Origin of the sequence: Bordetella bronchiseptica (genome assembly GCF_900636925.1) — a bacterium.
In the GTDB taxonomy this organism is placed as follows: Bacteria; Pseudomonadota; Gammaproteobacteria; order Burkholderiales; family Burkholderiaceae_B; genus Bordetella; species Bordetella pertussis.
Genome location: NZ_LR134326.1, coordinates 4,247,983 through 4,268,034, shown reverse-complemented (window position 1 = coordinate 4,268,034; position 20,052 = coordinate 4,247,983). Strand labels below are relative to the sequence as shown.

The 20,052-nt window shown below is 69.0% G+C and carries 16 protein-coding genes; 4 read left to right on the top strand and 12 right to left on the bottom strand.

Going from position 1 to position 20,052, the window contains the following annotated elements; translation table 11 throughout:
* Positions 1-4 precede the first annotated feature (4 nt).
* Both EL288_RS19925 and EL288_RS19920 read left to right on the top strand, forming a co-directional pair.
* Entirely contained in the window at positions 5-973 is a 969-nt protein-coding gene (locus tag EL288_RS19925) for a Bug family tripartite tricarboxylate transporter substrate binding protein (protein ID WP_003808415.1), read from the top strand.
* 17 nt (positions 974-990) lie between these two features.
* Positions 991-1,803 carry an enoyl-CoA hydratase/isomerase family protein gene (locus tag EL288_RS19920; RefSeq protein ID WP_033448787.1) on the top strand — a complete coding sequence of 271 codons (813 nt, stop codon included), beginning with the start codon at positions 991-993 and terminating at the stop codon, positions 1,801-1,803.
* 50 nt (positions 1,804-1,853) lie between these two features.
* On the opposite strand, the gene EL288_RS19915 is transcribed toward EL288_RS19920, so the two are convergent.
* The 9 genes from EL288_RS19915 to EL288_RS19875 form a co-directional block, all read right to left on the bottom strand.
* Positions 1,854-3,878, bottom strand: coding sequence for a DUF945 family protein (locus EL288_RS19915; protein ID WP_010925965.1), 2,025 nt, complete (start codon positions 3,876-3,878; stop codon positions 1,854-1,856).
* A 127-nt stretch (positions 3,879-4,005) separates the two neighbouring features.
* Positions 4,006-5,454, bottom strand: coding sequence for a YdgA family protein (locus tag EL288_RS19910; RefSeq protein WP_003808423.1), 1,449 nt, complete (start codon positions 5,452-5,454; stop codon positions 4,006-4,008).
* Positions 5,455-5,629: 175 nt separating this feature from the next.
* Positions 5,630-7,105, bottom strand: coding sequence for a M81 family metallopeptidase (locus EL288_RS19905; RefSeq protein WP_003816379.1), 1,476 nt, complete (start codon positions 7,103-7,105; stop codon positions 5,630-5,632).
* 43 nt (positions 7,106-7,148) lie between these two features.
* A complete protein-coding gene (locus tag EL288_RS19900) occupies positions 7,149-8,807 on the bottom strand; it encodes a dipeptide ABC transporter ATP-binding protein (RefSeq protein WP_050486124.1) in 1,659 nt (552 codons plus the stop codon).
* A 3-nt stretch (positions 8,808-8,810) separates the two neighbouring features.
* The gene (locus EL288_RS19895; RefSeq protein WP_003808428.1) at positions 8,811-9,710 is read right to left on the bottom strand and encodes an ABC transporter permease; all 900 of its coding nucleotides are present in this window, start codon (positions 9,708-9,710) and stop codon (positions 8,811-8,813) included.
* Positions 9,711-9,712: 2 nt separating this feature from the next.
* Entirely contained in the window at positions 9,713-10,654 is a 942-nt protein-coding gene (locus EL288_RS19890; RefSeq protein ID WP_003808430.1) for an ABC transporter permease, read from the bottom strand.
* A 45-nt stretch (positions 10,655-10,699) separates the two neighbouring features.
* On the bottom strand, positions 10,700-12,265 hold the full coding sequence (locus EL288_RS19885) for an ABC transporter substrate-binding protein (protein WP_015039029.1): 1,566 nt from the start codon (positions 12,263-12,265) through the stop codon (positions 10,700-10,702).
* 285 nt (positions 12,266-12,550) lie between these two features.
* Complete coding sequence (locus tag EL288_RS19880) at positions 12,551-14,044, bottom strand: CoA-acylating methylmalonate-semialdehyde dehydrogenase (protein ID WP_003808433.1); 1,494 nt, start codon at positions 14,042-14,044, stop codon at positions 12,551-12,553.
* A gap of 31 nt (positions 14,045-14,075) precedes the next feature.
* Positions 14,076-15,401 carry an aspartate aminotransferase family protein gene (locus EL288_RS19875; protein ID WP_033446730.1) on the bottom strand — a complete coding sequence of 442 codons (1,326 nt, stop codon included), beginning with the start codon at positions 15,399-15,401 and terminating at the stop codon, positions 14,076-14,078.
* A 182-nt stretch (positions 15,402-15,583) separates the two neighbouring features.
* Here EL288_RS19875 and EL288_RS19870 point away from each other — a divergent pair, with 182 nt between their 5' ends.
* A complete protein-coding gene (locus EL288_RS19870; RefSeq protein WP_003808438.1) occupies positions 15,584-17,041 on the top strand; it encodes an aminotransferase-like domain-containing protein in 1,458 nt (485 codons plus the stop codon).
* Here EL288_RS19870 and EL288_RS19865 read toward each other — a convergent pair.
* Genes EL288_RS19865 through EL288_RS19855 form a run of 3 tightly spaced genes read right to left on the bottom strand, consistent with a single transcriptional unit; the run spans position 17,005 to position 18,994 of the window.
* Entirely contained in the window at positions 17,005-17,502 is a 498-nt protein-coding gene (locus EL288_RS19865) for a dihydrofolate reductase (RefSeq protein WP_172607928.1), read from the bottom strand. The genes EL288_RS19870 and EL288_RS19865 overlap by 37 nt on opposite strands.
* A 30-nt stretch (positions 17,503-17,532) precedes the next feature.
* The gene (locus EL288_RS19860) at positions 17,533-18,504 is read right to left on the bottom strand and encodes a thymidylate synthase (protein ID WP_003808442.1); all 972 of its coding nucleotides are present in this window, start codon (positions 18,502-18,504) and stop codon (positions 17,533-17,535) included.
* A 52-nt stretch (positions 18,505-18,556) separates the two neighbouring features.
* A complete protein-coding gene (locus EL288_RS19855) occupies positions 18,557-18,994 on the bottom strand; it encodes an OsmC family protein (protein ID WP_003808444.1) in 438 nt (145 codons plus the stop codon).
* A gap of 123 nt (positions 18,995-19,117) precedes the next feature.
* Here EL288_RS19855 and coq7 point away from each other — a divergent pair, with 123 nt between their 5' ends.
* Positions 19,118-19,786, top strand: coding sequence for a 2-polyprenyl-3-methyl-6-methoxy-1,4-benzoquinone monooxygenase (gene coq7 / locus EL288_RS19850; protein WP_003808447.1), 669 nt, complete (start codon positions 19,118-19,120; stop codon positions 19,784-19,786).
* Positions 19,787-20,052 lie beyond the last annotated feature (266 nt).

Genomic DNA, 20,052 nt, shown 5'->3' with positions numbered 1-20,052 from the left:
AGACATGATGAATGTTTTGATACGCCGCGCCCTGTGCGCCGCCATCGCCTCGCTGGCGGCCGCCGCCGCGCACGCCGCCTATCCCGAACAGCCGGTCCGCATCGTGGTGGCGTTCGCGCCCGGCAGCGGCACCGACAACGTTGCCCGCTACTACGCGACGCGCCTGAGCGAGGAACTGAAGCAGCCCTTCGTCGTCGAGAACAAGCCCGGGGCCAACGGCAGCATCGCGGCCACGCAGGTGGCCCGTACGCAGCCCGACGGCTACACCCTGTTCCTGGGGTCGAACTCCACGTTGTCGGCCGCGCCGTTCCTGTTCAAGAAGCTGCCGTACGAGCCGCTCAAGGATTTCACGGCCGTCGCGCGCCTGTCCGATATCCCGTCCATGCTGGTGGTCGGCGCCGATTCGCCGATCCGCGATTTCGACCAATTCATCGGCAAGGCGCGCGCCGAGCCGGGCAGGGTGACCTGGGCCAACGCCAATACGGCCCACCTCGCCGCAGGCATGGCGCTGACCAAGCAGGCGCAGCTGGACATGATTTCGGTGCCCTACAAGAGCAGCCCTCAGGCGCTGACCGACGTGATCGGCGGCCAGGTCACGGCCATGGTCGTCGATACCTCCGCGGGCACCGCGTTCGTGCAGCAAGGCAAGGTGCGTGCGCTGGCGGTGACCACCGCCCGCCCGGTGGCGGCCATGCCCGGCGTGCCCAGCATGAGCGAGCGCTTTCCCGGCATCGACGTCTACTCCTGGCTGGGCATCGTGGGCCCTGCCGGCATGCCCGACGAGGTGGTGAGCGTGGTCAACCAGGCCATCCTGAAGATCAACGCCAGCGAGGACACGGTCCGCTTCCTGCGCGAGAACGCCGGCGCGGAACCGCCGCCGTCCTCCAGCCCGGCCGAGTTCACGCAGTTCATGCACGCGCAGCTCGAGGTGTGGCGCAAGCTGTTGCGCGACGCCAACGTGGAACCCATGTGAGCCAGCAGGAGAGCCGCATGTCCGCACCCGCCTGCGTGTCCGAGTTCGTCCGCTACGACGTCGACGCGGGGGTGGCCCGCATCACGCTCGACCGGCCGGATCGCCGCAACGCCATCGACGTTCCCATGCGTGCGGCCCTGCTGGCCGCGGTCCAGGCCGCCACGGCCGACCCGGCGGTGCGCGCCGTCGTCCTGACCGGGGCGGGCGGCCATTTCTGCAGCGGCGGCGACGTCTCGACCATGCGCGGCGCGTCCATGAGCGCCGAGCAGGGGCGCGACCGGATGGCGCCGATCGGCGCCTGCGCGCGGGCCTTGCTGGAAATGCCCAAGCCGGTGATCGCCGCCGTCGACGGGATCGCCTTTGGCGGCGGCTTCGGCCTGTGCCTGTGCGCCGACCTGGTGCTGGCCACGCCGGCGGCGCGCTTTTGCCTGTCGTTCATGCGGATCGGGCTGGTGCCCGATTTCGCCGCGGCGTTCACCTTGCCGCGCCTGGTCGGCCTGCAGCGCGCGCGCCAGCTGATCTACACCGCGGCCGAGATCGATGGCCGCCAGGCGCTGGAATATGGGCTGGTGAGCGAGCTGGTCGATGCCGGCAGGCTGGCGCCGCGCGCCGCGGAGGTGGCCACGGCCATGGCCGGCATGCCCGCCACGGCGTTCGCCCTGACCAAGCAGGCGCTGCTGCGTTCCAGTTCGAGCGAACTGGCGGCCATGGTGGAGATGGAAATGACCTCGCAGGGCGTGGCCTTCAACACCGGCTACCACCAGCAGGCGGTGGAACGCCTGCTGGAGAAAAAGCCGCCGCTGTATTCCTTTCCCGCCCCGACGGCCTGAAGGCGCGATGGCGGCCCGGCCGGCCGAGCCGGCGCGGGCTGCCGCCGCGTTCAACGCGCGGCGTAGACCTCGTCTTCGAAGTTCCCGACCATCTGCATGAAGGTATTGACCATGATGGAGAGGTTCTCGCGGCCCACGCCGCCCTCGGCGCTGAGGTCCATGCGCAGCACGGCCTGGTTGTCGTCGTCCAGGTAGGCGCGCGTCCAGCGGTATTTCTGGTTCCAGGCATTGAGCGCCTTGAGCGAGGTCTTGCGCTTGCCGAAACTGGCCTTCATGCTCACGTCCATGCACTCGTCGTCGTCGATGCAATACAGCTCGGCGCGCAGGTCGCGCAAGGGCAGGCCGTTGGCGTCGATGACGATCACCGGGCCGGACGCGCCTTCCTCGGTCGTGCTGTCGTAGCCGCCTTCGGCCAGGATGGACGTCAGCAGGCCGGCGTTGACGCTGCGCAGGCTGTCGCCCTCGGTGGCCCAGGCGGCGGCGTCGGCGGCCTCCTGGGCGGCCTCGGCCGCCGCTGCTTCGGCGGCCGCTTCCACGGCCTCGGAGGCCGCCTCGGCGCTCATCGCCGCGTCGTCCTCGTGGTTGTGCTCGTCGTCGTCCAGGCTGGCGCTGGCGCTGTCGTAGAGGTTGTCGAACAGCTCGTTGACCGGCACGTCGCGGCCGTTCAGCTTGGCCACCCCGGCCGCATAGGTGAAGGTGCCGACCAGCTTGTCGCCGTCGTTGCGGCCGATGTTCAGGATTTCGGCCATGCCGGCGAAGGCGTCGATGGTCTCGTCGGCTTCCTTGGCGGCTTCCTCGGGTGTCTTGCCCTGGCTGGTCTCGTAGTGGATCGCCAGGTCGCGCACCATCGGCTTGGATACCACCATCTTGACGTCGATCGCCTTGACTGCCTCTTCGAGATACTCGCGCGGCGTCAGCTCGCCGCTCGTCGTTGCCGGCTTGACCAGGACGATCGAGGACATCAGGCTGCTTTCGCCCTTCTCGGTCCTCCAGGCCACGGGACCCAGGCTCAGCGAGGGGCCGCCGGCCAGCAGGCGGCCGCCGTTCTCGATCAGCATCGTGAGCTGCTCGTCCTTCAGGCCCTCGTCGGTTTCGCCGGTGGCGAAATAGCCACGCAGCAGCTGGTTGTAGCCATCGCTGAGCGCCTTGAGCGCCTGGCCGTCCAGCCGGCTGGCCTTCACGTTCAGTTCGCCGCTGCCAAAGGGTATCTTGTTGACCGTCAGGGGGCCGGTCTTGTAGGCGGCTTCGATGTCGATGTAATCGCCATCCTCGGTGGCCAGGGCGCGATAGCTCAGGTCGTCCAGCGAGATATCGAGCGATTCGCGCTTGTCGATCATCGCGATGCGCTTGATGGCCATGGTGCTTTCGCCCAGCGTGAAGCCATGCTTGCCCTGGTGGCTGCGCATGTCCACGCTCCAGCCGGTGGCGCTCATCTGCGTATCCTGGTCGCCATCGGCGGTAAAGCGCACGTACTCGGCGTCCAGGCGCGCCGTGCCCGAGCGGGTGGCGCGCTGGAAGGTGCCGGTGAGCGTGGCGCCGCTGAACGACAGCGTTACGTCGTCCTCGGTGAAATCGATGGGCGCCAGGCCGCTGCGGGTGCTGGCGTTGCCGCTGTAGGACACGATGGTGTCGCTCCACAGCGGGGCGGCGTTCTTGGTCAGTTCGAACAGCGGCTTGACCAGCTCGGTCCGGGCCAGCTCGGCGTGCACGAACGCCATCTGCGGCAGGAACTGGCCGCTTGCCAGGGCAGAACGGGGGAAGGGGCCGTGCTCGAAGCGGGCGTCGAACTCCGTCGAGCCCAGCGGCAGGGGCGTGACCGTGCCGGATTCCTCCTTGATGTCCTGGGACAGCGACAGGCCGTAGCGGGCCTGCGTGGTGAAGAAGCCGCGCTCGTACTTGAGCTGGTCGACGCGCAGCGTGTAGCCGGGCACCACCGCGGCCAGCTTCTCGTTCAGCACGCCCAGCCGCTGCTGCGTTTCGGTCTCGATCCGCTTGCCCGTATACCAGGTGCCGCCCAGCCAGCCGCCGGCCAGCACCACGATCACGCCGGCGGTGATGCCTATGCTCTTCTTCATCGTATGGATTACCTAAAGGGTTGTTTTTCCGCCGGGCCATCCCCGGGCAGGACTCTGCCCTCGGGATGGCGGCGAGCCCGCGCAAAACGGGCGCGCCGCCGCGAACGGGCGGCGCGCGGGACGGCGCTCAGCCGCCCAGGATGCTGCCCAGCAGCTGGTCGGCGGGCATCTTGCGGCCGTTCAGGTCCACCGTGCCGGCGGCGTAGTGGAACTTGCTGACGATGTTGTCGCCCTCGTTCTTGCCGAGGTTCATCATCTCGGCCATGCCGGCCAGCGAGCTGACCTGCTGGTCGGCCGCGGCGGCGGCCTGCTGCGCGTCCATGCCTTCCTGGCTTTGCAGGTAGCCGACCATCAGCGCCTTGATCATGGGCTTGGACAGGGTGGCGGAGGCGTCGATCGACTCGATCGCCTGGCTGAAGTAGTCGACCGCCATGAGGTCGCTGGAGGCGGGCTTGCTCAGCGCGACCCTGGCGTTGAAAACGCTTTCGCCCTGGGCCGTCTTCCATTGCACCGGGTCGAGCGTGAGCACCGGCTTGCCGGCCAGCAGCGTGTCGGCCTGCGCCATCAGCAGCTTGCGCATCTCGGCGTTGTCGGGCACCGGGTCCTTGCCCTCGGCCTGCAGCTTGATGGCCTTGTTGTATTCGTCGGCCACCACCTTGATCGCCGCGGCGTTCAGGCGCTCGGCCTTGAATACCGCCCGGCCGTTGCCCAGCGCGATGCCGTTGTAGGTGATCTCGCCGGCGCCGTAGCTGATTTCGCCGTTGATGAATTCGTCCTGCTCGCCGATCCTGGCGGCATAGGCCATGTCCGCCACCGTGAGGTGGGCATCGCCTTCCGGTTGCTTGACTTCCAGGCGCTTGACCGACAGGGCGCTGTCGCCGATCGACAGGCCGGACTTGCCCATGCGGCTGTCCACCGTCACGGCCAGGCCGTCGAGCGTGAACAGCAGCGGGCCGCCGTCGTCGTCCGCGCTGGCGTCCAGCGCCAGGCTGTCGGCCTTGAGCGAGCCGATCGCCGCCTGCGTGGCGCGCTGGTAGCTGCCGTCGAAGGTCGCGCCGCTGAACGCGAACTTGCCTTCGTCGCCGCTGTAGTCGATGGCGGCCAGCCCGCCGGTGCTGGTCGAGTCGCCGTTATAGGCGACCACCGTGTCGCTCCACAGCGGCGTGGCGCCCTTGGTCACTTCGAAGACTTTCTTGAGGTCTTCGGTGTTGGCCACTTCGGCATGCACGAACGCCAGCTGCGGCATCAGCTTGCCGCGCGCCAGCGCGCCGGGCGCGAACGGGCCGTGTTCGATACGCGCATCCACTTCCACGGTGGCCTCGGGCTTGCCGGTTTCCTCCGACTTGCCGACTTCCACGCCGTAGCGCGCCTGGGACGTAAAGAAGCCGCGCTCCAGCTTGAGCTGGTTGATGCGCACGGGAAACTCGGGGAAAGCGGCCGCGAGCTGGGCGTTGATTTCGTTCAGGCGGGTCTGCGACTCCGTTTCGATACGCTGGCCCGTATACCAGGTGCCGGCCAGCCAGCCGCCCACCGCCACAATGATCACGCCCGTGGTGACCGCTACCGATTTCTTCATCTTCTATGCCTTATGGAAGTGCGGCCATGCCACGCGCACGGGCCGCTTATATGCGTAGCCCGAAGGCTGGCGGCGAGTATAGCGAGAGGCGTGGCCGGAGCGGGCGAAACATATTACAAAAGACGACAAAATGTTCAAAAACAGCGGGACAGGCCGCAAAAGCGCGGCCAAGCGCCTAGATGGCGTCGAGCGGATAGACAGGCCGGCGCACATGCCGGAACTCGACCTGGCCATAGTCGGAAGTGGTCACGCCCACACCGGTGCATTCGATGACATGGGTGGCCATATCGGCAAAGCCGGCGCGCCAATGCACGCGTGACTTCAACGCCACGTAGCGCTTTTGCAGCGGGTCGATGCCGGCCGACAGCAGGCAATTGATGTCGAAAGGCTCCTGGTGGCGCGACACCACCACGATCTCGACCTTGCCGGTGTCGAGCACGACGGTCAGGCCCGTGTCGTTGCGCACGCCGCGGTACATGGGGCCGCGGTTCAGGTATACGCCGTCGAACAGCAGCTTGACCCGGGCGGTCAGGTGCAGGGGCGGGCTGGCCTGGCGCAGCGCCGGCATCGCCACCTTGCCGCCCAGGGGCAAGGTCACGGTGGCGCCCACGCCGGCCGCCGCGGCCTGCTGCGCGGCCTGCGGGTCGCAGATGGCGTAGAACGCCACGTTCTCCAGGCCCTGGTCCAGGATCTCGGCCAGCACCGCGGTGGTGTCCATGGTGCCGCCCGAACCGGTATTGTCGTAGTGGTCGAGCAGCACCACCGGTCCGTTCTCGATGGCCTTGGCGCGCGCGATGGTGGGCGCCAGCGGCTCGGCGTGGAACACCCAGTCGGCGCGTCCGCGCCAGGCGGTCTCGAGCAGCTCGTCGCGGTACTGCTCGGCCTGCGCCAGGTTGGCATCGGTGCACACCACCGCGCTCAGCCCCGCCTCGCGGATGTCGGCATGCGGAAAGCCGACGAACACCGAGGCGGCGATCACGCCTTCGGACTCCAGCGCCTTGCAGCGCGCCTGCAGCGATTTGTTGGGTTCGGCATGCGTGCCCTGGCGCATGATGTGCGGCAGCATCGGCTTGTTGGCCCAGCTCATGACGGGCTTGATCTCGCCGCGCAGCGTGCGGGCGATGGCGTTGGCCGCGCGCAGCCCGGCGGCGCGGATATCGACGTGCGGATAGGTGTGAAAGCCCGAGATGACGGTAGCGTGGCGCACGATGTCGTCGTAGATGTTGGCGTGCATGTCCAGCGTCACGCCCACCGGGATGGCCGGGGCGATGTCGCGCAGGCGGCGCAGCAGATCGCCTTCGGCGTCTTCCACGCCTTCGGCCACCATGGCGCCGTGCAGGTCCAGCAGGATGGCGTCGAAGCCGCCGCGGCGCGCCTCGTCCAGCACCAGGCCGCACAGGCGCTCGTACGTGGCGCGGTCGGTCGGCGCGCTGGGCCAGGACTCCGCCGCCACCGGCACGACGATTTCGGCGCCTTCGCGGCGTGCCACCTCGATATAGCCGCCCAGGCCGCTGTCGGTGTTCTCGTAGGCGCGTATGGCGCGCTCGCCGGCCAGGATCTCGGGGCTGCCGCGGAAAAACCGCTCCAGCGGGGTGGGAACGGGCGAGAACGTATTGGTCTCGTGCTTGATCATCGCCAACAGCCAACGCATGGTGTGCTCCTTGTCGTGCGCAATTCCTGGCGGCGCGCCCCGGTCAGGCGGGCAGCGGGCGGAAATTGCGGAAATCCCAGCCGCGGCCCGGCGCGGCGTCGATCAGGGCGCGGGTATACGCATGGCCGGGCCGGGTCAGCACCGTCAGCGCCGCGCCGGTCTCCACCACCTTGCCATGCTGCATGACCGCGATGGTGTCGCACACCTGCGCCGCCACGCGCAGGTCGTGCGTGATGAACAGCACGCTCACGCCGGTACGTTCGCGCACCTGCTCGATCAGCTCCAGCACCTGCGCCTGCACCGATACATCCAGCGCCGAAACGGCTTCGTCGGCCACCAGCACTTCGGGGTCCATGACCAGGGCGCGCGCGATGCAAAGGCGCTGGCGCTGGCCGCCCGAGAACTGGTGCGGGTAGCGCCGCATCACGTCGGGACCGAGGCCGACCACGCCCAGGGTGCGGGCGGCGCGCACCAGCGCCTGCGCGCGCGGCATGCCGAAGTTGAGCAGGCCCTCGATGATGGACTCGCCCACCGCGCGGCGCGGGTTCAGCGACCGGTAGGGGTCCTGGAACACGATCTGCACCTTGCGCCGCAGCGGACGCAGGCCCGCGCCGCTCAGGCGCGCGATGTCGGTTTCGCCCAGCAGCATGCGGCCGGCGCTGGGCTCGATCAGGCGCACGATGCAGCGCGCCACCGTGGACTTGCCCGAACCCGATTCGCCGACGATGCCGAGGATCTCGCCGCGCCGCAGGGTCAGGTCCACCTCGCTGGCGGCCACCACCGTGCGCGTCGCGCCGAAGAGCGAGCGCCGCTCGGCGTAGGTGCGGCCCAGCCCGGTGATGCGCAGCACCGGTTCGCCGCCTGGCGCCTCGCGCTGCGTCGGCACCAGGCTGGGCACCGACGACACCAGGCGGCGGGTGTAGTTCTGGCTCGGCCGCGCCAGGATCTCGTCGCGCGTGCCGGCCTCGGTGAGGTCGCCGCGGTTCATGACGACGATACGGTCGGCGATCTCGGCCACCACGCCGAAGTCGTGCGTGATGAAGAGCACGGCGGTCTGGTGCCTGTCCTGCAGTTCGCGGATCAGCGCCAGGATCTGTTTCTGCGTCGTGACATCCAGCGCCGTGGTGGGTTCGTCGGCGATCAGCAGCTTGGGTTCGAGGATCAGCGCCATGGCGATGACGATGCGCTGGCGCTGGCCGCCCGAGAGCTGGTGCGGATACGCGTCGTAGATGCGCTCCACGTCGGGCAGGTGCACCGAGCGGAACATTTCGAGCACCTTGGCGCGCCGTTGCGCGCGCGGCATGCGGCGGTGCAGGCGCAGCACTTCGTCGACCTGGCTGCCCACCCGGTGCACCGGGTTGAGTGCGGTCATGGGCTCCTGGAACACCATGGCCATGCGTGTGGCGCGCAGTTCGCGCCGCCGCCGCGCGCTGGCCGTGACGATGTCCTCGCCCAGCACGCGGGCCGAGCCGCCGGAGACCTCCAGGATGCCCTCGGGCAGCAATCCCATGACCGCCAGCGACGTGACCGACTTGCCCGACCCGGATTCGCCCACCACGCAGACCGTCTCGCCGGCGTGCACGTCCAGGCTGAGGTTGCGGACCACGCGGTTGCCCGCGCCGCAGACGCTCACCGACAGGTTGCGGATCGCCAGCACCGCGGCGCTGGTGTCGCCGGCCGGAGGGTAGGGGGCGTAGGGCATCGCTCAGGTCCTCCGCGTCATTTTCGGGTCCAGCGCGTCGCGCAGCGCGTCGCCCAGGATATTGACGCTGAGCACGGTCAGCGACAGGAACAGGCCGGGAAACAGGATCAGGCCCGGCAGCATGCGGAAGTACATGCGGCCCTCGGACATGATGTTGCCCCACGAGGCGATCTCGGGCGGGATGCCGGCGCCCAGGAAGCTGAGTATGGCCTCGGTCAGCATGGCCGAGGCGAACACATAGGTGCCTTGCACGGTCAGCGGCGCCACGGTGCTGGGCACCAGGTGGCGCCACAGCAGCAGGGGCAGCGGCGTGCCCAGCGCCAGCGCGGCTTCGACATAGGGTTCGCCGCGCACGCTGAGGATCTGGCCGCGCACCAGCCGCACCACGCGGGGAATCTCCGGGATGGTGATGGCCACCAGCACCGTGGCCAGGCTGGCGCCGGTCACCGACACCAGGGCGATGGCCAGCAGGATGCCGGGGATGGCCATGACGGCGTCCATGGTGCGCATGATCAGGCCGTCGAGCGTGCGGAACCAGCCGGCGATGACGCCTATCACCAGGCCCAGCGTCACGCTGACCAGCGCCGCGCCCAGGCCGGCCACCAGCGATACGCGCGCGCCATACACCACGCGCGACCAGATGTCGCGCCCGAACGCATCGGTGCCGAACAGATAGTCGCCGAAAGGCGGCTTCAGGCGCGCGCCCGGATCGATGGCGGTCGGGTCCACGGTGCCCAGCCACGGCGCCAGCAGGGCCGCGCCCACCACCAGGGCCAGCACCGCCAGCGCGGCCAGCACCGGCGCGCCGGAGAATTCGCGGCGCACGCGCCGCCACGCGCCTGCCTGGGGCGGTCCGTTCTCGGGCAGGGCGCCGTCGGCGACGGCATCGCTATGCGTGGGCATCGTCAATACCTGATGCGCGGGTCGAACACCGTATAGGCGCAGTCGACCACCAGATTGATGAACACGTAGACGAACGCGAAGAACAGCGTCAGCCCCTGGATCACGGGGTAATCGCGCGCCATCACGGCCTCGACCACCAGGCGGCCCAGGCCGGGAATGTTGAACACCGACTCCGTCACCACCACGCCGCTGATCAGCAGCGCCACGCCCACCCCGATCACCGTGGCGATGGGCACCGCGGCATTGCGCAGGGCGTGGCCCAGCAGCACGCCGGTCTCGCCCAGCCCCTTGGCGCGCGCGGTGCGGATGAAGTCCTCGCCCATGACTTCGATGATGCTGGTGCGGGTGATGCGCGCGATCAGCGCCACATACACCGTGGACAGCGCCAGCGAGGGCAGGACGAGGCGGTGCAGGTAAGGCCAGAATCCCTGCGCCAGCGGCGTGTAGCCCTGCACGTTGAACCAGCCCAGCTTGATGGCGAAGGCCCAGATCAGCACGTAGCCGGTCACGAACACCGGCACCGAGAATCCCAGCACCGAAAAGCCCATCACGGCGCGGTCGAGCAGGCGGCCGCGCCGCCACGCCGCCAGGATGCCCAATGGAATGGCGACCGCCAGGGTGAACGCCAGCGTGATCACCGCCAGGCTGAGCGAGGGCTCCAGGCGCTGGCCGATCAACTGGGTGACCGGCACGCCGGACATCAGCGAAGTGCCCATGTCGCCGCGCACCAGCCTGCCGGTCCAGATGAAGAATTGCTTGACCAGCGGCTGGTCCAGTCCCATGACCTGGCGGATCTGGGCAATGCGTTCGGGCGTGGCGGCGTCGCCGGCCATGATGATGGCCGGATCGCCGGGGCTTGCGCGCAGGATCGCGAAGACCACGACCGCCACCATGATCAGGACCGGTATGGTGGCCAACAGCCGGCGCGCGATGAATGCCAGCATGGAACTCCCTCGGGTTGCGCGGGCGGGCCAGGCCCGCCCTGGGCTTCAAGGCGCCTTCTTGACGTTCCAGAAGGCGAACACCGGCGCGTGCACCAGGCCGCTCAGCTTGGTGGTGTAGACGGTGGGCACGGACATCTGGCCCAGTGGCACGTACAGGCCCTCGTCGATGCCGATGCGTTGCGCCTCCTCGGCCAGCTTCTTCTGCTCGGCGGGGTCGGAGCTCAGGGCGAACCTGGTGCGCAACGTCTCGATTTCCGGAATGTCTGGCCAGCCGAACCAGGCGTTGTCGCCATTGGCCGCCGCCGGGGCCGAGCGCACCGGGTCCATGATGTCGGTGGCGTACCAGTTGGTGTTGTGGATGTTCCAGCCGCCTTGCGCCGGCGCGGCCTTGGAGGCGCGCCGCGTGGCCACGCTTTGCCAGTCCATCGCCGCCAGGTTGACGTTGAAGCCCGCCTTGCGCAGCGCCTGCGCCATCACCACGGGCTGGGCGCTGAGCGTGCCGACGTCGGTGGCGTGCATCACCAGGATGGGCGTGTTGTCGTAGCCGGCCTCCTTGAGCAGGGCGCGCGCCTTCTCGATGTTGGACGGCACCACCATGTCCTTGCCGATGTCGGTCTCGAACGGCGTGCCGCAGCCCCACAGCGAGGCGCAGGTCTGCCAGTACTTCGGGTTGCCCACCAGCGCCTTCATCACGTCTTCCTGGCCGATGGCGTACATGGCGGCCTGGCGGATCTTCTTGTTGTCGAAGGGCGGGTACTTGAAGTTGAACCGGTACATGGTGAAGTAGCCCACCGGACTGAGCGCTTCCTCCTTCAGTGCCGGATTGCCCTCCACCATGGGCAGCAGGTCGTACGGGAACTGCTCGACGAAGTCGATCTCGCCGCCCAGCAGGGCGTTGGCCGTGGTCAGGGCGTCGGGCATGACGTTCCACTCGACCCGGTCGATGTGGACCGCCTTGCCGCCGGCCAGGCCGCTGGCTGGCTCCTGGCGCGGCACGTAGTCCGCGTTCCTGACGTATACGGTCTTCACCCCGGGCTTGAACTCGGCCACCTTGAACGGGCCCGAGCCGGTCATGTCGGTAATGGGCTGGCCGATGGGAATGTCGGCGATGCGCTTGGGCATCATGAAGGCGGCCGTGCCGGTGGGCTTGGACAGCGCGCGCAAGGCGAGATCCGTGGGCTCTTTCATGACGATGCGCAAGGTCTGGTCGTCGACGGCCTCGATCCTGTCGGTGAACTTCATCAGCGTGCGGCCCATGCCGTCGCCGCCCGCCCAGCGCTTGATCGACGCGACGCAGTCCTCGGCGGTCACGGGCTTGCCGTCGTGCCACTTCTGGCCGGGGCGCAGCGTCATGGTGTAGGTCTTGCCGTCGGGCGAGACTTCCCACTTTTCGAGCATCTGGGGCTGGATCTTGTTGTCGGCGTCGGTGGCCAGCAGCGTGTCGTAGATCATGTAGCCGTGCCACGTCGTGATGTATGCCGTGGTGGCGTGGGGGTCGGTCAGCCGCAGGGGCGAGTGCATGACCGCCTTGATGACGGTTTCGGCGCCGGCGCCCTGGGCTGCCAGGAGCATGGCGCCGGCCAGCGCGGCGATGCGGACGGACTTCAGCATGGATGTTCCCCTTTCTGAGTGAAGCCGGCGGCGCCAGGGCGCCGCCGTTGTCGTCGGAAACGCGCCGCCGGGGGCGCGCGAGGATCAAGCTGTGACCGTGGGCCGGCGTCGGACGCGGGTCCACAAGGCCCCATTCTGATGCCCGGTGGCGGGCCTGTCCATGGTTGTTTTCTTGCGTCCGCGCGCGCCGGGGGAGGGGTGGCGCATGGCGGCGAGGCCGGTCCGCCGGCGGGCCGGCCTCGGGAATACCCGCATGCCCGTTCGAGGGCCCGGGCCGTGGCGCGCCTACTTGGCCACGGGCATGGTGAACTCGGCGCCCTTGCCGATGCTGTCGGGCCAGCGCTGCATCACGCTCTTGTAGCGCGAATAGAAGCGCACGCCTTCCTCGCCGTAGGCATGGTGGTCGCCGAACAGCGAGCGCTTCCAGCCGCCGAACGAGTGCCATGCCATCGGCACCGGAATGGGCACGTTGATGCCGACCATGCCCACCTTGATCTGGCGCGCGAAGGCGCGCGCGATGCCGCCGTCGGACGTGAAGCAGGACACGCCGTTGCCGAATTCATGGGCGTTGATCAGTTCCACCGCGGCGGCGAAGTCCGGCACGCGCACGATGCACAGCACCGGGCCGAAGATCTCCTCGCGATAGATGTTCATGGCGGGCGTGACGTGGTCGAACAGCGTGCCGCCCAGGAAGAACCCGCCTTCGTTGCCGGGCACCTGCAGGCCGCGCCCGTCGACCACCAGCGTGGCCCCGCAGGCCTGGCCGTCCTCGATGTAGCCGGTAACCTTGGCGCGGTGCTGCGCGGTCACCAGCGGCCCCATCTCGGCGTCGGCCTGCATGCCGTCCTTGACCACCAGGGCGCGCACGCGCGGTGCCAGGCGGGCCACCACCTCGTCGGCCACCTCGCCCACCGCCACCGCGACCGAGATCGCCATGCAGCGTTCGCCCGCCGAGCCATAGGCCGCGCCCATCAAGGCGTCGGTGACCTGGTCCAGGTCGGCGTCCGGCATGACCACCATGTGGTTCTTGGCGCCGCCCAGGGCCTGCACGCGCTTGCCGCGGCGCGTGCCCTCGGCGTAGATGTATTCGGCGATCGGCGTGGAGCCGACGAACGACAGCGCCTCGACCTGCGGATGCGCGATCAGCGCGTCCACCGCCTGCTTGTCGCCCTGCACCACGTTGAACACGCCGTCGGGCAGGCCAGCCTCCTTGAGCAGCTCGGCCAGGCGCAGCGCGGCCGAGGGGTCGCGCTCGGACGGCTTGAGCACGAAGGTGTTGCCGCAGGCCAGCGCCACCGGGAACATCCAGCACGGCACCATCATGGGAAAGTTGAACGGGGTGATGCCCGCCACCACGCCCAGCGGCTGGCGCATGCTCCAGTTGTCGATGCCGCCGCCGATCTGGTCGGTGTACTGGCCCTTGAGCAGGTGCGGGATGCCGCAGGCGAACTCCACCACCTCGATGCCGCGCGTCACCTCGCCCTTGGCGTCGGAGAACACCTTGCCATGCTCGGCGGTGATCAGCGCGGCCAGCTCGTCCTGGTGCTCGTCCAGCAGGGCCTTGAACTTGAACAGAATGCGCGCGCGCTTGAGCGGCGGCGTTTCCGACCAGGCCGGAAACGCCGCCGCGGCGGCCGCCACGGCGGTGTCGACGTCCTGCGCCGAAGCCAGCGGAATCGAGCTGGAGACCTCGCCGGTGGCGGGGTTGAAGCCTTGCGTGTAGCGGCCGTTGCGGCCTTCGTACGGCTGGCCGTTGATGAAATGCGGAATGGTCTTCATGGGTATGGTCTGTTGCGTGGCGGGTGCCGGGTCAGGCGATTTCCTTGAGCACCTTGCCGATGCCCTCGAAGAGCTCGCCGATCTGCGCCTCGTCGATGATCAGCGGCGGCGAGACGGCCAGGATGTCGCCGGTATAGCGCACCATCAGCCCGCTGTCGAAGCATTTGCGGAAGGCTTCGGCCGCGCGCGCGCCCGGCGCGTCGGGGCGCGAGGCCAGCTCGATGCCGGCCACCAGGCCGATGTTGCGCACGTCGATGACGTGCGGCGCGCCTTGCAGGGCATGCGCCGCTTTCTCGAAAGCGGGCGACAGGTCGCGGGCGCGGCCGAACAGGTCGTCGCGCCGGTAGATGCCCAGCGTGGCCAGGATGGCGGCCGCCGCCAGCGGGTGGGCCGAATAGGTGTAGCCGTGGAAGAACTCGATGCCGCCCTGCACGCCGTTGACGATGGCGTCGTGGACTTCGCGCTTGACCGCCACGGCGCCGGCCGGCACCGCGGCGTTGCTCACGCCCTTGGCCATGGTGATGATGTCGGGCGTGACGCCGAAGTGCTCGGCCGCGGTGGGCGAGCCCAGCCGCCCATAGGCGGTGATCACTTCGTCGAAGATCAGCAGGATGCCGTGCCGCGCGGTGATTTCGCGCAGGCGCTGCAGGTAGCCCTTGGGCGGCACCAGCACGCCGGTCGAGCCGGCCATGGGCTCGACGATCACCGCGGCGATGGTCGACGCGTCGTGCAGCGCCACGATGCGTTCCAGTTCGTCGGCCAGGTGTTCGCCCCAGGCCGGCTGGCCCTTGGAGAACGCATTGTGCTCGAGGCTGTGCGTATGGGGCAGATGGTCCACCGCGGGCAGCAGCGCGCCCGAGAACGTCTTGCGGTTGGCCGATATGCCGCCCACCGAAATGCCGCCGAAGCCCACGCCGTGGTAGCCGCGTTCGCGCCCGACCAGGCGGGTGCGCTGCGCGTCGCCGCGCGCCCGGTGGTAGGCCAGCGCAATCTTCAGCGCGGTGTCGACCGATTCGGAACCGGAGTTGGTGAAGAACACGCGGTCGATGCCGGCCGGCATGAACGAGGCCACCGCGGTGGCCGCCTCGAACGCAAGCGGGTGGCCCAGCTGGAAGCCCGGCGCGTAATCCATCTCGCCGGCCTGGCTGGCGATGGCCTGCACGATCTCCGGGCGGCAGTGGCCCGCGTTCACGCACCACAGGCCGGCCGTGCCGTCGAGGATCTGGCGGCCATCGGTCGAGGTGTAGTACATGCCCTCGGCACGGGCCAGCAGGCGCGGCTGGGACTTGAACTGCCGGTTGGCGGTAAACGGCATCCAGAGATGCGACAGGTCGGGCGGGCTGGCGGGGGCATTCATGAGGGTCGCTCCAGAGGTAACGCCTGCGGTGTGCGCCGACCGCGCGTGCGGTGGCCGGGCAGGGGACGAGATCGATTCTGGCCCGCCTGCCAGGGAATGAAAATATACAATCGACGTAAATACCGCTAACTGTATAGTTGGATTCTGGCTAACTGTACAGAAATCTACCTGGCAGACCTTCCGTGATCGATTTCCAACCCGTGCGCGGCCGCGCGCAGGCGCCTTCGCTGGTCGAGCAGGTCGTGCAGGCGTTCAGCAGCGCCATCGCCCGGCAAGAGTTGCGGCCTGGCATGCCCGTGCCGTCGGTGCGCGAGTTCGCGCGCCAGCACGGCATCAGCACCTTTACCGTGGCCAGCGCCTATAGCCGGCTGGCCGCGCAGGGCTGGCTGGCTGCCCGGCCCGGATCGGGCTACCGGGTCGCCTCGCCGCAGGCGGCCGCGCCGCGCGCGGGCACCCCGGGGCAATGGTCGCCGCCGCGGCTCAACGACAGTTGGCTGCTGTCCGATATCTATGCCGACCACTCCATCCCGATCAAGTCGGGCTGCGGCTGGCTGCCGCCCGAATGGCTGCACGAAGAGGGCCTGCACCAGGCGCTGCGGCACCTGGGCCGGGTGCCGGCGCTGCGCATTGCCGGCTATGGGCATCCCTATGGCTACGCGCCGCTGCGCGAGACCATCGCCGCCGGCCTGGGCGCGGCCGGCATGCCGGCCGAGGCCGACCAGGTGCTGCTGACGCAAGGCGTCACGCACGGGCTGGACCTGGTCATGCGCACCCTGTTGCGCCCCGGCGATACGGTGCTGGTCGAGCAGCCCTGCTACGCCAATCTGCTGCAGTTGCTGCGGCTGGCGGGCATGCGCGTGGTCAGCGTGCCGCGTGGCGTCGACGGCATCGACTGCGAGGCGCTCGACGCCGCCGCGCTGGCGCACCGTCCGCGCGCCTTGTTCGTCAACACGGTGCTGCAGAACCCCAGCGGCGCCAGCCTGGGCATGGCCAACGCGTTCCGCGTGCTGCAGGCGGCCGAGCGCCACGGACTGTGGATCGTGGAAGACGATATTTCGCGCGAGCTGATGCCCGCCATTGCCCCCTTGCTCGCGGCGCTGGACGGCGCGCAGCGCGTGGTCTACCTGAGCGGCTACTCCAAGGCCATCAGCCCGTCGGTGCGGGTCGGCTACATCGTGGCGCACCGCGACCTGGTGCGCGACCTGGCGCGCACCAAGATGGCGGCCGGGCTGACCTCGCCCGAGATCATGGAGCGCGTGGTGCACCAGGTCATCCGCGAGGGGCGCTACCGCGCCCATGTGCTGCGCACCCGCGAGCGCCTGGGGCAGGCGCATGCGCAGGTCGTGCAGGCGATGGACGAGCATGGCCTGCAACTGTGCGCCCGTCCCCAGGCCGGCCTGTTCCTGTGGGCGCGGCCCGGCGGGGCCTGGCGCGAGCGCGGCGCCAATGCCTTGGCCGAGCTGGCGCTCAAGGACGGTATCTGGCTGGCGCCGGGATCCTATTTCGACGCGGCCGACGCGGACATCCCGTGGCTGCGCTTCAACGTGGCGTATTCGGACGCCGCGGCGCTGTGGCGGTTCCTGCGCGGCGCGGGGGCGAGCGCTCAGCCCGCCACGCGCTCATATTCCACGAAGTCGTAGCGCAGGCCGTTCTCGGCCGGTTGCGCCGCGCGCTGCGTTTCGCGCCACTGCCCGGCCGGCAGCGGCGGGAAGAAAGCGTCGCCCTCGATCTCGGCATGCACCTCGGTGGCCACCACGCGCTGCGCCAGCGGCAGGGCCTGGACGTAGATCTGCGCGCCGCCGATGACGCAGGCCACGGCGGCGTCGCCGCAGGCCTGGATGGCGGCGTCAAGCGAGCCCACCACCACGGCGCCGGCGGCGCCATAGGCCGGGTTGCGGGTGATCACGATATTGGTGCGCCCCGGCAGCGGGCGGCCCAGGGATTCCCAGGTGTTGCGGCCCATGATGATGGGATGGCCGAGGGTCGTGCGCTTGAAGTGCGCCAGGTCGCCGGGCAGCTTCCAGGGCAGGGCGTTGTCGCGTCCGATGACGCGGTTGGTCGAATAGGCGACGACCAGGCTGAGCAGGGGAGTGGCGGGCATGGGCAAGGGCGTGAGGCGTCGTCGGGCCGCTCAGACCGCCATGGGGGCGGTCAGCGGCGCGTGGTGCTGGTAGCCGCTCAGCGTGAAATCGCCCGGCTCGACCTGCTCCAGCCATTGCGGCTCGTACTTGCCGGTCACGGCGAAATCGGGAATGCGGTCCGACAGCACCAGCTGCGGGGCCGGATAGGGCTCGCGCGTCAATTGCTCGCGCAGCATCGGCAGGTGGTTTTCGTAGACGTGCGCATCGCCGATGAAATAGCTGAACCAGCGCGGCTTGTACCCGGTCAGGCGGCCGACCAGGTGCAGCAGCGCCGCGCCCTCGGTCAGGTTGAAGGGCGTGCCCAGGCCTACGTCGTTGGAGCGGATGTACAGGCACAGCGAGATTTCGCGCGTGCCGGCATTGGGCAGGAACTGGTAGAGCAGATGGCAGGGCGGCAGGGCCATTTCCTCGATCTGCGCCCAGTTCCAGCCATGGAACAGGATGCGGCGGTCGCCCGGCGATTGGTGGATGGTGTCCAGGCACTGGCGCAACTGGTCCACCGCCTTGTACAGCAGCACGTGCGGCGCGCCGTTTTCCGCGACCTCGGCCACTTGCCGGTAGCCGCGCGCCAGCGCGTCGGCCACCTGGCCGCCGGCGCTGCGCGGCAGCAGCTTGTAGGCCGGCCAATGGCGCCATTGGACGCCGTAGACCGGGCCGAGGTCGTCGGGACCCTCGCGGTACGGGTTGGCCAGCCATTGCTCGTTCTCGTTGGCGTTCTGGTCCCAGACCTTGCAACCCAGCGCGCGGAACTGCGCGGCGCTGCGCGTGGCGCGCAGGAAGCCCACCATTTCGCCGATGGCGGACTTGAACGCCAGCTTCTTGGTGGTGACGGCGGGAAACCCCTGCTGCAGGTCGAAGCGCAGCGCCGCGCCGGGCAGCGAGAGCGTGCGCACGCCGGTGCGGTTTTCCTGCCAGGCGCCCTGGTCGAGAATGGATTGGACGAGGTCTAGATATTGTTTCATCGTGGTGACGGCGGGCCGCGGGGTGTCTGCGCGGCCCGGTTTGCGGCTTGGGTTACGCGGCTTGGGTATCGACGATGTCCACCGAGAAGCTGAGCTCGGCGGTTTTTTCCAGCATGGCCGAGGCCGAGCAGTACTTCTCGTGCGACAGCTGCACGGCGCGTTCGACCGCGGCGCGCGGCAGTTTGCTGCCGGTGACGGTGAACGCGAAATGGATGCGCGTGAAAACCTTCGGATCGGCGTCGGCGCGTTCGGCCTGCAGCTTGACGCTGCAGCCGGTCACGGCGTGGCGGCCGCGCTTGAGGATTAGCACCACGTCATAGGCGGTGCAGCCGCCGGTGCCGGCCAGCAGCATTTCCATCGGGCGCGGCGCCAGGTCATGGCCGCCGCCATCGACCGCGCCGTCCATCACGGCCACATGGCCGCTGCCCGTGCTGGCCGTGAACAGCATGCCCGCAGGGCCGCCCCAATCGATCGTGCATTCCATCTGCATAGTCCTGTAGCGGTGGGCGCGGTCTTGCGCGCCATCAAAAAGCGATCATACCCGTTGCGTACAATGGTTGGCGGAGAACCCCGCCCGCCGACAGGGCGGCGCGACTTTCCAGGGAGTATCCATATGTCCACCTCCAGTTCCGCTTCCGCGCTCGGCCGTCGCGCCGGCCCGCTCGATGGCCTGATCGGCGAAATCGACCGCGCCTTGCGCGTGCTTTCGGGCGCCGCCACCGCCGCCCGGCCGTATCCCGCCCAGGCGCCCGAGGCGCCGGATGCCTTGTCCGAGCGCGAGAGGCGCCATGCCGCCGGCCTGATGCGCGTCAATCACGTGGGCGAAGTGTGCGCGCAGGCGCTGTATCGCGGCCAGGCGGCCGCCTGCCGCGAACCGGCCGCGCGCGAGCTGCTGCGCCAGGCCGCGGCCGAGGAAGTGGATCACCTGGCGTGGTGCAACGAGCGCCTGCGGGAGCTGGGCAGCCGCCCCAGCCTGCTCAACCCGTTCTGGTACACCGGCTCCTTCGCGCTCGGCGTGCTGGCCAGCTACGCCGGCGTGCCGCGCAATCTGGGTTTCATGGCCGAGACCGAGCGCCAGGTCGAGGCGCACCTGGACGGCCACCTGCGCACCTTGCCGGTGCAGGACCGGCGCTCGCGCGACATCGTGCAGAAAATGAAGGAAGACGAAGCGCAGCACCGCGCCAGCGCCGAGCGCGCCGGCGGCGTGCCGCTGCCCGCGCCGGTGCGCGGCGCGATGCGGGCGATGTCCAAGGTCATGACGTCCACCGCCTATTGGCTCTGAAATGGGGACAATCTGCCCATTTATGGTGCATTGCGGCAAAAAGCGCCGCCCGGGCTTGGGGCGGCGCGCCCCGGCCGCTTCTAAATGCTTGAAATCTCTAGGGTAATCCCGCAAGGGTTTTCCCTTTCGGCATTAACCCGCTTCACGCTGCAGCCCAATATCGACGCGGGTTTCGCCGTGAGCCGCCCAGGCGGTGCGGCAAAAATCCAACGACCGGGGGCCGGATCCGGGCAATGCAAAAAATTTCTTGCATCGCACAAAAGAAT

What these genes read in the sequence shown, in the direction of transcription:
- EL288_RS19925 (WP_003808415.1), top strand. Translation starts at nt 5, where the DNA reads ATGATGAATGTTTTGATACGCCGCGCCCTGTGCGCCGCCATCGCCTCG.
- EL288_RS19920 (WP_033448787.1), top strand. Translation starts at nt 991, where the DNA reads ATGTCCGCACCCGCCTGCGTGTCCGAGTTCGTCCGCTACGACGTCGAC.
- EL288_RS19915 (WP_010925965.1), bottom strand. Translation starts at nt 3,878, where the DNA reads ATGAAGAAGAGCATAGGCATCACCGCCGGCGTGATCGTGGTGCTGGCC.
- EL288_RS19910 (WP_003808423.1), bottom strand. Translation starts at nt 5,454, where the DNA reads ATGAAGAAATCGGTAGCGGTCACCACGGGCGTGATCATTGTGGCGGTG.
- EL288_RS19905 (WP_003816379.1), bottom strand. Translation starts at nt 7,105, where the DNA reads ATGCGTTGGCTGTTGGCGATGATCAAGCACGAGACCAATACGTTCTCG.
- EL288_RS19900 (WP_050486124.1), bottom strand. Translation starts at nt 8,807, where the DNA reads ATGCCCTACGCCCCCTACCCTCCGGCCGGCGACACCAGCGCCGCGGTG.
- EL288_RS19895 (WP_003808428.1), bottom strand. Translation starts at nt 9,710, where the DNA reads ATGCCCACGCATAGCGATGCCGTCGCCGACGGCGCCCTGCCCGAGAAC.
- EL288_RS19890 (WP_003808430.1), bottom strand. Translation starts at nt 10,654, where the DNA reads ATGCTGGCATTCATCGCGCGCCGGCTGTTGGCCACCATACCGGTCCTG.
- EL288_RS19885 (WP_015039029.1), bottom strand. Translation starts at nt 12,265, where the DNA reads ATGCTGAAGTCCGTCCGCATCGCCGCGCTGGCCGGCGCCATGCTCCTG.
- EL288_RS19880 (WP_003808433.1), bottom strand. Translation starts at nt 14,044, where the DNA reads ATGAAGACCATTCCGCATTTCATCAACGGCCAGCCGTACGAAGGCCGC.
- EL288_RS19875 (WP_033446730.1), bottom strand. Translation starts at nt 15,401, where the DNA reads ATGAATGCCCCCGCCAGCCCGCCCGACCTGTCGCATCTCTGGATGCCG.
- EL288_RS19865 (WP_172607928.1), bottom strand. Translation starts at nt 17,502, where the DNA reads ATGCCCGCCACTCCCCTGCTCAGCCTGGTCGTCGCCTATTCGACCAAC.
- EL288_RS19860 (WP_003808442.1), bottom strand. Translation starts at nt 18,504, where the DNA reads ATGAAACAATATCTAGACCTCGTCCAATCCATTCTCGACCAGGGCGCC.
- EL288_RS19855 (WP_003808444.1), bottom strand. Translation starts at nt 18,994, where the DNA reads ATGCAGATGGAATGCACGATCGATTGGGGCGGCCCTGCGGGCATGCTG.
- coq7 (WP_003808447.1), top strand. Translation starts at nt 19,118, where the DNA reads ATGTCCACCTCCAGTTCCGCTTCCGCGCTCGGCCGTCGCGCCGGCCCG.